This is a genomic window from Rhodopirellula europaea 6C (genome assembly GCF_000338295.1).
In the GTDB taxonomy this organism is placed as follows: Bacteria; Planctomycetota; Planctomycetia; order Pirellulales; family Pirellulaceae; genus Rhodopirellula; species Rhodopirellula europaea.
The window spans coordinates 26,656-39,546 of record NZ_ANMO01000074.1 but is presented as its reverse complement, the minus strand read 5'-3'; the positions used below and the strand labels follow the sequence as shown (position 1 = coordinate 39,546).

The 12,891-nt window shown below is 55.6% G+C and carries 11 protein-coding genes; 5 read left to right on the top strand and 6 right to left on the bottom strand.

The window, feature by feature from the left end; genetic code table 11:
- The first annotated feature begins 265 nt into the window (after nt 1-265).
- Entirely contained in the window at nt 266-1,054 is a 789-nt protein-coding gene (locus RE6C_RS06320; protein ID WP_039961345.1) for an SDR family NAD(P)-dependent oxidoreductase, read from the top strand.
- A gap of 41 nt (nt 1,055-1,095) precedes the next feature.
- On the top strand, nt 1,096-1,944 hold the full coding sequence (locus tag RE6C_RS06315) for an SDR family oxidoreductase (RefSeq protein ID WP_008654881.1): 849 nt from the start codon (nt 1,096-1,098) through the stop codon (nt 1,942-1,944).
- Nucleotides 1,945-2,035: 91 nt separating this feature from the next.
- On the opposite strand, the gene RE6C_RS06310 is transcribed toward RE6C_RS06315, so the two are convergent.
- A complete protein-coding gene (locus tag RE6C_RS06310; protein WP_039961344.1) occupies nt 2,036-3,118 on the bottom strand; it encodes a succinylglutamate desuccinylase/aspartoacylase family protein in 1,083 nt (360 codons plus the stop codon).
- Between the two features lie 1,442 nt (nt 3,119-4,560).
- Between RE6C_RS06310 and RE6C_RS06285 the strand changes: the two genes are divergently transcribed.
- From RE6C_RS06285 to RE6C_RS06275, 3 genes are read left to right on the top strand one after another with little or no spacing between them, the layout of a single operon-like run.
- Nucleotides 4,561-5,595, top strand: a complete 1,035-nt coding sequence (locus RE6C_RS06285) for a DUF1559 domain-containing protein (RefSeq protein WP_008654876.1) — start codon at nt 4,561-4,563, stop codon at nt 5,593-5,595.
- Entirely contained in the window at nt 5,586-6,005 is a 420-nt protein-coding gene (locus tag RE6C_RS06280; protein WP_008654875.1) for a hypothetical protein, read from the top strand. Before RE6C_RS06285 ends, RE6C_RS06280 begins: the two co-directional genes overlap by 10 nt.
- Nucleotides 6,006-6,024: 19 nt before the next feature.
- Complete coding sequence (locus RE6C_RS06275) at nt 6,025-7,365, top strand: hypothetical protein (protein WP_039961339.1); 1,341 nt, start codon at nt 6,025-6,027, stop codon at nt 7,363-7,365.
- Here RE6C_RS06275 and RE6C_RS06270 read toward each other — a convergent pair.
- From RE6C_RS06270 to RE6C_RS06250, 5 genes are all read right to left on the bottom strand, one after another.
- Entirely contained in the window at nt 7,299-8,384 is a 1,086-nt protein-coding gene (locus tag RE6C_RS06270; protein WP_039961337.1) for an SGNH/GDSL hydrolase family protein, read from the bottom strand. The genes RE6C_RS06275 and RE6C_RS06270 overlap by 67 nt on opposite strands.
- 101 nt (nt 8,385-8,485) lie before the next feature.
- Complete coding sequence (locus RE6C_RS06265) at nt 8,486-9,787, bottom strand: ATP-binding protein (protein WP_008654871.1); 1,302 nt, start codon at nt 9,785-9,787, stop codon at nt 8,486-8,488.
- 31 nt (nt 9,788-9,818) lie between these two features.
- A complete protein-coding gene (gene ribH, locus RE6C_RS06260) occupies nt 9,819-10,286 on the bottom strand; it encodes a 6,7-dimethyl-8-ribityllumazine synthase (RefSeq protein ID WP_007327269.1) in 468 nt (155 codons plus the stop codon).
- 58 nt (nt 10,287-10,344) lie between these two features.
- Complete coding sequence (gene rho, locus RE6C_RS06255) at nt 10,345-11,763, bottom strand: transcription termination factor Rho (protein ID WP_008654869.1); 1,419 nt, start codon at nt 11,761-11,763, stop codon at nt 10,345-10,347.
- Nucleotides 11,764-12,096: 333 nt separating this feature from the next.
- Nucleotides 12,097-12,813 (bottom strand): DNA-3-methyladenine glycosylase family protein, encoded by a 717-nt coding sequence (locus RE6C_RS06250; protein ID WP_236617981.1) that lies wholly within the window; start codon nt 12,811-12,813, stop codon nt 12,097-12,099.
- Nucleotides 12,814-12,891 lie beyond the last annotated feature (78 nt).

Genomic DNA, 12,891 nt, shown 5'->3' with positions numbered 1-12,891 from the left:
GACGACCAGGCTTTTTTTGTGCGCTAACGGATAGGCCTCCGCGGAAAAGCCCGGCGGACGCATGGCTCATCCAAACCGGCGGACCAATCTTCGCGGCATCGTGTTTGCTTCGCACAGATTCAACCGCTGCAACGCTTCGATTGCTGCAACGCGCATCGCCGCATCGTGAATGCTCGTTGCGGAGTCCGATCTGCAACGGACATTCCCCTCCCATCAGTGAGCTCGGCTCACTTCATTGAAGCAAAGAAACAAGAAGCAACGAATCATGGATCTAAAACTCAACAACAAGACCGCACTTGTCACCGCATCCTCAGGCGGCATCGGGATGGCAATCGCAAAGAAAATCGCGGCGGAAGGAGCCACGACGATCATCAACGCTCGCAGCACTTCGAGCGTTCAAAAAGCAATCGATGAGATACAGAAAGAACTGCCGGAAGCGAAGCTGGTTGGACTGGTCGCCGACAACGGCACCACGGAAGGCATCGCGAAAACGATCGATGAACATCCCAACGTGGATATCCTCGTCAACAATCTCGGTATCTTTGAGCCGGTTGATTTCTTCGACCTGACCGACGACCAATGGAACGAGATCTTTGAGATCAACGTGATGAGCGGTGTGCGATTGGCACGTCACTATCTAAAACGCATGCTCGATCAAGATTCCGGACGGATCGTGTTCATCAGCAGCGAATCGGCCATCGTGCCTTCGCCAGAAATGGCTCACTACGCGATGACCAAGACCGCTCAACTCACTCTTTCGCGAAGCCTTGCTCAACTGACGCGAGGAACCAACGTGACGGTGAATTCAGTTTTGCCAGGTTCGACCGCGACACCGGGTGTTCAGAAGTTTGTTGGCGATTTGTTTCCGGACGAACCGTACGAGTCGGCGGAAAAGCGATTCATGGCAGAGAACCGCCCCACATCGCTGATCCAACGCCTCATCGATCCAGATGAGATCGCGAGCCTCGTCGCGTTTGTTGCCAGCCCGCTCGCGTCGGCCATCAACGGTGCCGCTTTGCGAAGCGATGGTGGTATTGTCCCGACAATCGCCTAACCTTCCGGTGCACCCAACTCCTGACATCAACTAGGAACTCGATGATGAAGATTGCAATCACTTCCGCCAGCGGTCAGCTGGGTGCCGCCATCGTGGAAGCCTCGGTCAAATTGGTCGGCGGCGACAACGTGATCGGTTTGGCGCGGACTCCCGAAAAAGCAAGCTCGCTCGGCATCGAAGTTCGTCCAGGTGATTACAATTCGCCGGTTGATCTGGAGAACTCACTTCAGGGCATCGACCATCTCTTGTTGGTGTCGGGCATGGATGCTCCCGAAAAACGGATTGAGCAACATCGCAATGTCATCGAAGCTGCCAAGAGTGCTGGTGTGAGCAAGATTGTTTACACCAGCATCCAAGGAGCCGAAGAAGAAACCGCATTCACACCGGTGGTGCAGAGCAATCGCCAAACCGAAACAGACGTCCGTGACAGTGGGCTTGATTGGGCGATTGGCCGCAACGGCATCTACATCGAGCCCGACGTCGACTACATCGACCAATACAAACAGCGCGGCGAAGTCGCCAACTGCGCCGGTGATGGAAAGTGCGGCTACACAACGCGGTCCGAACTCGCGTACGCTTATGCCAGAATGCTCACGGAATCAAAACACGACGGGCAAACTTACAACTTGCACGGCGAAGCGATCACGCAGCAACAGTTGACGAATTACCTCAATGAAACATTCGGAACCGATCTGAAGTATCGATCGATGTCAGTCGAAGAATATCGCGACGATCGAACGGCTGAACTGGGTGAGTTCATGGGGAACATCATCGCGGGCATCTACGAAGGGATCCGCAATGGTGCGGTCGACAACCCAAGCCACTTCGCCCAGGCCGCCGGACGTGAACATTTGGATTGGAAGACCTACTTTGACCAACTGAAGCGATGAGTCACTTCACGACACTCAGGTAAGAGCGAGGTTGCCGAAGCGTGTCTCATTCGAGTTTGCTGACACCGACCGCCGGCAACCATCAGATCATTCACGAATCCGCCTCATCCGTGTTGGTGATCGACTCGGGCGCGATGACATGAACGCTCGATGAAAACTGCTCAATCGCGTCTTGCTGAACCGAATCGTTCTCGGAGCGTTTTTCGTATGCGTTCGTCTGCTTCCGAGTCCCAAGCTTGCCAATGTGAACGACTGGTTCACCTGGTTTGACTGAGGGCAAGGTGCTGGCCCCGAGCACCACACCGGAAAACGGTGCTAGCAATTGGTTTTGGCCTTCGTTGAGCAAGCTGCAATTGGTTGCCAATGGCTGATCCTTTTTGACGGTCTCTCCCGGTGCAACATGCATTTGCATCAGGCCGCCACGCTCGGCACGGATCCATTTGGTGTGGCTGATGACGGTTTGCTTGATCGGCACATCGATTTCGCCATCGACCATCTCCAGCTTTCGAAGCACATTGAGAACCCCGCGGGTCATGCAGTCAATGACGGCGGATTCCATTCGCCAGACTTCACCGCCTTCGACAACGATCGTGGGCACGCCGCGATCAGTCGCTGATCGACGAAGCGACCCCTCCGGCCCGGGAGCGTCCAAGATAATCCCAGCGCCGAATGCTTCTGCCATCTCAGCGCACCTCGGATTGGACAAGTCCGCTCGAGCATTCGGGTAGTTGGTACGACGGACGGCGGCGGTGTGCAAGTCGATTCCGAAGTCGCACGGTTCAATCAACTGGTCAAAAATCGTTCGTGCCATTCGCGAGGACATGCTTCCCGTCTTTGATCCGGGAAAACACCGATTCAAATCGCGGCGGTCGGGCAAATAACGCGAATGACGCTCGTATCCGAGAATGTTGAGTACCGGGACCAAGATCAGCGTTCCCGAATGCAGTTCCCAAGACGAGTCGGCAAGAAGGTGCCGGATTGCTCCGGTCCCGTTCAGCTCATCACCGTGCAGGGCCGCGGTGACGAAAACTCGAGGCCCATCATTGATTCCGCGTCGAACGTGAATGGGGATCGTGATGTTCCGGCTGCTGTACGACTCCGAAATCGCCATCTCAGTGTTGAGACGCTCACCGGGCTCAGGTTCAACGTCGGGGAACAGTTTTGGAGGGAGCATAGTGGAGATCGATCGAAAATTCGTTGATTGTGAAAAGTCTGGCAAACCATGGACGCTCTGTGCCGAAGCCATCCGAGGAAGCACCTTGCATTGTCTGATTGTGTTGTCTGCAAACCTACGATGGAACGGGGCCCGAATTCAACACTTGGCTGGAACATCGTCGAGCTCTCCGCAGCACGAGACAGCCTTTTGCAGAACGGCCCAGCCAATCTGGTGCCTGCCTGAATCCGCCTTCGAAGCCTTGCCCATTGCGTGGCGGCGAGAACGCCGATCGTCGCCACCAGTACAGCACACTGCAATCCAACTCTACCATTGTGGCGAAGCTACAACCGTCGGTTCCTTGATCGATGACCACGATTGATCGAAAGTGTTGGCAACTGACTCCGCGAATGATGCGGTGCTTTAGCCAGGAACGGTTGAGATTCTGGTATTCGCCGATCTGTCCGGAACCGACTTCAACTTTCACGCTCAATCAAGACAAAGAACAATTCTTCGAACTTGTCGAACCGGTCGCAACGCCGTATCGTATCCGGCTCTGAGTCTTTGGTCGGACCTCCATTTCCGTTTCAATTGTCTCCCGTTTGGGTGAACAGTGATCCCGTCGATCCGTCCATTCACGACTTTCTTGCTCAGCGTCACGCTGTTGCTTGGCCATGCACCGGCTTGGTTGCATGTCGCCACGTGCAACCATGACGTCTGTCATCATGGTCTCTGCGATCACGGGCATGATTCTGCCAGGCATACAGCCCACGGAAATGCGGATCACGGACACATCGCGTCTCTTCCGCCAGAGTTTTCCGACGCGACTGACGACCTGAATCAGCAATGCTGCCATTTGCATGGTTGTACAGAAACCGAGCAGGCTTCGCCCCAGAGAGAGTCGCCGGCAGCGCCACTTGAGTTCGTCAAAGACAACCGATCGCAACACGATTCCCATTCGTGCTGGATCTGCCAATCCCTTGCCGCTCCCACCGGTTTGATCGATCACGATCGAACCTTGATCACGTGCGAATGGATTGAATTTGCTTCCTGGCCTATGTGCCCATCGGCGGATGTTGATCCGTCCATTTCTTGGCCGCCTCTTCGTGGCCCTCCACTGCGTCTCGCCTGAGTTTCAGTCACTCCGCATTCGCCGTTTGCCTTGGTTTTCTGACCGAAGGTCCATCCCGTTGTTTGTCCAATCACGTCTTCGCGATTGACGGACCAGCGAGGGTCGGCACATGCCAAACCGCACAACGTCCTGAAACGGATGGTTGTTGTTGGTTGTGACTGCAGGCTCGTAACGCAATCTGAATCCATCCATTGCCCCGCGTGTGCGTCTGCGACGAGCGACGCCCGGTCCGACCAAACCTGTGTCGATCGACGTGCGCGCCGCGCGGGGCCCTTTCAATCTTCTTGCGCACTCACTGAAACCAAATCAAATGATATCCACACCACTCCACATGCGTAATAGAAACACTCGCGGCGCGTTCACACTGGTCGAATTGCTGGTGGTCATTGCCATCATCGGCATCTTGGTCGGATTGCTTCTGCCGGCTGTTCAGGCCGCCCGCGAAGCGGCACGACGAATGTCATGCAGCAACCAGATGAAACAGATTGCATTGGCAACTCACAACTACGAGAGTTCGTTCAAACGCATTCCCGCCATGACGGGATCAAGCAGCTATTCCGTACAAGCTCGAGTGTTGCCATTCATCGAACAAGCGGGCCTGAGCGAGCTGATTGACTTTGAGCAGCCACTGTTAGTTGGCCCTCCATGGGCCGCATCCTTCAACCCGGTTCTTCGCGATGCGGTTGAAACAGTCGTGCCGACATTTCTTTGCCCAAGCGACGTCGGCGATCCGAGGTTCAGCACCACCTTCGCCGATGGCTCCGATGGCTTTTCAGGCGGACTGAGCTACATGTTCAGCTACGGCAGCGGTACGGACACCAACTACGACGATCGCTATCGAACCGACGGAATGGTTTGGGAAAACTCGTGGGCGAAGTTCCGTGACTGCTTGGACGGCACCAGCCAGACGGTGTTATTGGCCGAGACGGTCATGGGCGATCAAACCAGCGGGATGACCGAACCCACGCCCGCCGGCCCACACCGCAGAATCGCAAACTGGAGTGGAACCAGCGGCAACACCGCACCCAACCCAGGATTCCTCGAAGGCGGAACGCTGATCCAGAACCCTGATTTGGAGACGGTGTTCCCGGCAAAGATCAGCTCGTACACCGGCAACCGCGGCTCAACTTGGATTCGAGGCGTTCCGTACGCCACGGTGATCAACGGGTATATGACACCTAACTCCAGAATCCCCGACGTCGGCATGCACGGCAGGGGCTTCTACTCATCGCGGTCGTATCACACCGGCGGATCGATGCACGCGATGCTTGATGGCAGCGTTCATTTCATGACCGAGTCGATCGATCGCACCTTGTATCACTCGCTGTTTTCGCGAGACGGGCGGGAGGTTGTCCAGTGGCCATGATCGCTCGCGTCTCAATCTGGTCAATGCTTTGCGCCGCCGTCGTTCTCGTCGGCTGCGATGACTCATCCACCACGTCACTAACTGAATCTGACACTTACGTGAAGGTGATTTACGACGGCAAACCGCTTGCCAATGTGCAAGTGCTGTTGAAGCAAACCGCCGACGGCGCCCCGCTCGCTCGTGCAATCACCAACGAACGAGGCTTTGCATACGTCTCCGAGTTACCAAGTCCTGAACCACAGGACTACATCGTCGCGATGGAATCCATCAGTGACGGCGGGTGGATGCTCAATCCATCTGTCGTGAAGAAACTCGGCGACTCGCTTCGTTTGAAACCTTTCTCCGAATCACCTCACCAAACAATCGAACTGCCACGGCGCGCCGTTCAATCACTTACATCCAACCATTGAATCTACGAAACCAACAATCATGACCATTCGATCATTCATATTGACCTTTGTCGCTCTTTTACTGATGGGCTCGTCGTCCGTGAACGCCGAAGGTCGCACCGTCGCTCGCCTCTTTTGGCAGGACCATCAAAGTGCCAAACTGAAGTGGGCCGACTTGCAGAAATCGAAGGACGGTTACGCGCTGTCTGAAAACGATATCAGCGGATTCCCCGAACTCGACACGGACGATCAAACGCTTGTTCAGATGCAAGTCGATGACGGCTTGCTCATTGTCGGCGTGCGTGACGAAGCCAACGGCGACATCGGTAGCGGATGGGTCGCGATCGAAACCGGGGCGACGCAAGAAGCACATGGCGACCACTTCCATTGGCGTTTTCCCGAGCCACCGTCTGTGCATTCGAAGCTGATTGACAGCGGCCAAGGCAACCCAGCCCATTTGTATCGCTACGGGAAATCGTTTGTGATGGCGAACGATCAACGCAACGGGTTCACTGTGTTGAATTCAAAGAGCGTTCGGGATTCCGATTCACCCGCGGAAGCCGGCCGGTTCTACGAAGGCGGTGGTGGCCACATCACATTGGCGGTCGCTGAAGGAAAGGTCGCCTACAGCACCTGGATCGACCGCGAGGGCGAGAACGCTGGCCGAGTCGATGTCGTCGGTTTGGGTGAAAATGCAGAAAAGGGTTATCACATTACTTGTCCAACCGGCGCCCTTCATGGAGCAACCTACTGCGACGACAAGGTCTTCTTCGCCCCCAGTGACGGTGTGTGCTGGGTGCATGCTGATTTGGAGGTCGATGACGCGGCAGATTCAGTGACAGTGAACCACTTGGAAATCGGCACCGACCCAGAAGGCAATCCGCTTCGAACCGGTGCGTTCACCACGATCGATCACGCGGTGGTCTTCACAAGCGGCAAGGCGGAACAGTCAAAGCTCTGTTTCATCGATGCATCTTGCGACACACCCGCCGTCCAATCGTTGTCGATGGAACTGGAGAGCGATCAGTCGCTGAAGACGCCGATCATCGGCAAAGGATCAGGCGGACGCCCCATCGCATTGTGCTTTGCCGAATCCAAAGAAGCACCGGAAACCGATCAGTTGTACGTCGTGGACTTGGATCCCGACGGTAACGGTGACTACTCAGACGCGAAGGCTCGTGAACCGATTGAGGTCGGACCAAGCCAGATCGAAGGCCACTTTGGACATCACGACGCCGTCTTCCTTCCTCGCGGACGCCAGATCGCGGTTACCAACCCGGGCGACGCAAGCATTTGGGTGATCTCGCTGACCGATCAATCGGTGCAAGCCAAGTTCAAATGCGAAGGCACACCAACCAGCTTGATTTCGATATCAGACTGAGGCATCCCCACGCGATCGACCGAGGCCGGATCAAAGTCCTCTTCAAGATTCTGTTCCGGCGTTCGTTCGTTCAATGCAGTCAGTGCGTGCCGCTGATCGACGATGGCCTGCAAAAATACCCTTCGAATCGCGTCATAGCCGCGATCGTTGGGGTCTTCAATGTTGGTGTAAAACCAATACGTGGGATCGTCCCAGTCGTATGCACTTCGCCAAAATTGCCGGCAGTGCGAACCGTGGCCCAAGAACGTCTGATGCAGCGGAACGATGTGCACGTGCTCGAACTTTTCCGCAACACGTCGAATAACATTGTTGTACTCCGCGTGGATGGCCAAACCATCGGGCCAATCCGGAAGAAAGATGCTGGGTGCGTCGCCAACACCATCTGTTGGATCATAGATGTCCCCCAAAAAGATTTGGCATCCCGCGGGAAAGCGATCACTGATCGACTGCAGCATCCCACTCAGTCGTGATTCAAACGCGGCGATCCATGGTCGCGATTGTTCCAGCGACGCGCCGTACATCGCTCCTTCTTCCGGCGGGCGACGACCATAGCTGTGGATCAAATCATTCCCTCCGGTGGTCATCACCACCAGACCGAACACATCATCGGGAAAGGGCTCCAATTCGGTCTCGATGATCCGTTCATGATCCAACGACGTTGAACCAGATATCGCGACATTGGAAGCGGACAAATTTGGCAAGACCGCGGTCAAGTGCTTGCCTTTCATGCCCGACCATTCATCCTTCGGATTGACACGCAGTCGCTCAAAATAGGAATGCGAGTTGGACTTCGCACCGAGACCACGAGTGACGCTGTCACCAATGCCTAGCAAATGAACTTTATGATCCGTCCAAGTGCTTGCGAATGGTTCGGCCTCAATCGCGGGTCCCGCCGGTCCGTCTCCCACCGGTCGACGAAGTTTGAATTCGACGTACGCGGGGACGCCAACAAAGACGACGAGCGCGACGCTGAAGAGCAGACGTCGACGAAGACGCAAAGAGTTTTCCTTCGTGTTCATGATGCCGCCTCAAAATTGATGGACGTTTCATTGCGACGAGAACAACGCCGCATCAACTCGCTTCCACTGCATTCATCTTAACGATGTGCGTGAAAGGAGTGTCAGTTCTGCGACGACTTGCCGGCCATGGGCAGCAAACTCTGCGGCAAATCAATCAGAAACGCGGCTCCGCCCAAAGGACTGTCATCGATGGTGACCCTGCCGCCCAAGCGACGACAAATCCGACGAACAAGTGCCAATCCGAGTCCCGTGCCGGGCTGAGAATCGCCCGAGAGTCGATGAAATGGATCGAACACAGATTTCCGATCAGCTTCGGGAATGCCTGGCCCGTCGTCTTCCACCAAAAACCGGACGCGATTGGATTCATTTTCGATCGAAACGCGTACCTTGGACTCGGCGTATTTACCCGCGTTGCCGATGAGGTTTCCGAGAGCCCGCACCAGCCCGGCTTCATAGGTCACCAAGTCGATGTCATTTGAGTCTTTCGGCTCATCAAACTTGATGTCGGGATGCAATGGAGCATGTTGACTGATCGCCTCCATCGCGATTTTGTGAGCGGAGACGCGCTCGCGAGGTGCGATTTGCGATTGCTCATCGGTGCGCGTGTAGTTGAGCAACTCGGCAACCAAGTCGTCCAGTTTGTCAGTGGCTTCATCGATCGAATCGACTCGCTGATTCCGCTTCTCGTCGGAGTCAGCAGATCGCACCAATTCAGTCGCAAACTTAATGCGAGCAAGCGGTGTTCGGAACTCATGCGAAACAGCTTGCAGCAGTTCTTTTTGCGAACTCAACAACGATTCCACACGTTCGGCCATCGTGTTGAACGCATCCACAATTGGAAAGCTTCGACGACGGCGGGTGTCTTTGATCCTCGCACTAAAGTCACCGTCCGCGATGGCCAATGCCGTTCGTTCCACGCTGCGAAGCTGACTCGCGATTGGCCGCATCAAAATCGCGATCGCAATGGCGACCAACAAGAACACACTGCCGAGACCGAGAAGAATGTCGCTGCGTCGTGGTCCGGCAAAACGTGGGAGCGGCCCAAGCTCGACGAGCAACGATGTTCCGGTGAGCGCCACTTCGATGTTGTCTCCGGACAAGACCGCCTCGCCATCGTCGAGACGTTGCAACACTGTGTCGGACAACTTTCGCTGCGAACGATCGACCACCGTGACCGGATAGTCAAATCGAGCCTGCACGTTGGCAACCGTTTCATCCAACTTTTGCAAACCGCCGGCGGCGATCTCATCGCGGGCCAGCAACGCGCCACCGCTGAGCGCGGTCTCGATGACCGAGATGTTCTGTGCCTCGGTGGTGCCGCGAAACACGTATGCCTGGATGATCCAAGCACTGATCAAAATCAGAAGCACGCCGCAGTAGAACTGGATGAACAAACGAGTCATGCACGGCTCCGGTCGCAGCGATTGAAATCAGTTACCGCATCTTGGTCTGCAAACGCAGCATTTCCAGCATCGCGTCAGCAGCCTCGTGGCCTTTGTTGCCAACTGTCCCGCCGCTGCGTTGGATCGCCTGTTCGACGGTGTTGCAGGTCAGCAAACCAAAGCCAACGGGACGACCACTTCGAACCGATTGTTCCATCAGAGTATCACTGACGGCGCGGTTGATGTGTTCGTCGTGGGTGGTTTCGCCTTTGATGACGCAACCGAGCGTGATTGCACCAATCACGTCAGCGTGCTGAAACGCTTGTTCAACCGCCCAACACAATTCCCAAGCACCAGGCACACGAATCAACCATTGTTTGTCCTCGGGGATGCCAGCGTCGCTCAGCGATTGCAAAGCTGCCTGCACCATCGAGTCGCAAATATTCGCGTTGTAGCGGCTTGCGATGATCGCAACGCGTCCGCTGGGCAAATTACCGGTGGTTCCATCGATGGAGGGCATTCAAATTCTCTGGGAAAGAATTGGAGGAGGTAGGTTTGCAAATTGTCTCTGCGATCGTTCAGTCTTGAGGCCGAACACTCATCAGAAACTCCGCGTTGTTTTGCGTCTTCCGCATGCGTTTGGTCAACTCCGTCATGGAATCAACCGGCGAATGTTCGGCCAAATCGCGACGCAATGTTTCGATCCGGCGATGCTCTTCTTGATCCAGCAACATTTCTTCCCGGCGCGTTCCGCTGCGAGTCAAATCAATCGCTGGCCAAACTCGCCGAGTGACCAAGTCTTGATCCAGAACAATTTCTAGATTGCCGGTCCCTTTGAATTCTTCAAAGATCACATCGTCCATTCGGCTGCCGGTGTCAACCAAAGCGGTTGCGAGAATCGTCAGCGAACCGCCTTCTTCGACTTTGCGTGCAGAACCGAAGATCGACTTGGGCTTCTGCATTGCCCCCGCATCCAAGCCGCCTGTCAGCAGCTTGCCTGTTGCGGAATCACTGTCGCTGTTGAACGCTCGCGCGAGGCGGGTGATGGAATCGAGGAAGATGACAACATCGGTTCCCGATTCGACCATTCGTTTGGCTTTTTCAACGACCATCTGAGCGACCTGAATGTGTCGCGCCGGTGGCTCATCAAACGTGCTGCTGATCACTTCGCACTGCGGCGACTGGATCTCACGTTCCATGTCCGTCACTTCCTCGGGACGTTCATCGATCAACAAAACCACGACATAGGCATCGGGATAGTTGCTCAACACTCCACGAGCGAGACTTTGCATCAACATGGTTTTGCCGGCACGAGGTGGGCTGACAATCAAACCACGTTGGCCAAATCCGATTGGCGTGAACAGATCCACCACTCGCGTACTGAGTTCTTGCGAGTCGTGCTCGGTCACAATTCGAGTGCGCGGATGCAGCGGCGTCAGATCGTCGAACGGTTTCTGCCGTTGTCGCTGCATCGGATCAGCGTGATTGATCGCCTCGATTCGCAGCAGCGCGAAGTAGCGTTCGTTTTCTTTTGGTGGACGAATCTGCCCGGCAACATGCGATCCCGTGTGCAATCCGAATCGCCGGATTTGACTGGGCGACACATAGATGTCATCGGGACAGGAAAGGTAGTGGTACTGGGCACTACGCAAAAAACCAAACCCATCGGGCAAGATTTCAAGCGTACCTTCGCCGTACATCAAACCGTTCGCGCTCATTCGCGCTTTCAGCAAACGAAAGACGAGCTCTTGTCGAGGAAGCGCAGCGATCTCTTGCAGCCCTTCAGTTTCGGCGAGCGCCAACAAATCGTCATGCTCGAGCTTTTGCAAATCGTTGATATTCAACGCTTGCTTGGGCGATTGATCTTTCGCGGGAATGCCGACTCGACCGCCAGCTCGCGTCACTTCACTGACAATTTCTTCGGGCAATGACAGCGGATCGCGTTCCGCGTCTAGTTCGCGAACACGTTTATCAACATCTTTGTCTGGGTGGCGCATACGGCGATTGCTGCGTCGAGCATTGCGCGCCGGACCCGGCGTGGAGGAAGGTTCCATGAGGAGAGAACCAAATCGGTAGGATGAAAAGAGAGGAGGACGGATGAGAGCCATCCGGGAGGGGTGCGACGCCGGATTGCCAACGCCGCAAGTCACAGTTTAAACGAATACATGCCCCCTGTCAGGCGTAATTATGAGGGCGCTGAGAAGATGGCGTCACAAACACCACAGAGCATCGGCTTCGGCCATTTGTGTGCCTTAGGTGATTTGGCGGAGGTTTTCGCCCGTATCGGCGACCGACTCGGCCTCGCCTCAACAGACGTTGGGCACACCTCTTTAGACATTGGAACCGCCATTGAGGTTCAGAAGTCCGCGATTGTCCAGGTACAAAGCCCAAACCAGTCGCGTCGCCATCGAGCGGTGGGGTCGCCACTGGTCCGCTCTCCGGATAACAGCCTCAAAGTCGTCGTACCGGCCGCCGTCCAGTTCCTCCACTCCCTTGAGCAGTCCCAGGTCACCAAATGGGAGAATGTCGGGACGGTTGAGTGCTGACATCAGGTAAACCTCGGCGCTCCAACGGCCAATCCCCAGACGCGCCGTCAGCTGAGCCAGAGCCACCCGGTCAGTCAACTCGGGCAATCGATCAAGATCAAAGCGTCCATCCACAATGTCATCGCCCAATTGATTCAGATAGCGATGCTTCTGCCGACTGACACCGCAAGCTCGCGTTTGATTAGCCGACAGTTGGACGATCCCTCGTGGCGTCAGCGGTCCGTCGAGCAACTGCTGCAATTTGTGGAAAGTGGACTCTGCCGACCGCAAAGAAACCTGCTGCTCAAGGATGATCCGTGCCAACGTCTCGAACCCTGGGGGGCGTCGCCAGGAGGGCGGATCGCCCAAACGTTGCCAAACCAGACGCAGAGTAGGGTCCGTTTCTGCGAGCGCCAGCAGCGCTGCCTTCCACTCTCCCTCCGGCGGCCAAACGCCCTGCTCATTTTCTAGGCTCCGACCTGCGCCGGATGCCTGCGACTTAGGCACAAAAAGTTTTGGCATGGGGCTCAGATTGCAAAGACCAACTTTTCTTTAACTTTTAACTCTTTACCCAACAGCAACTTACAACCTTTTCCAAAA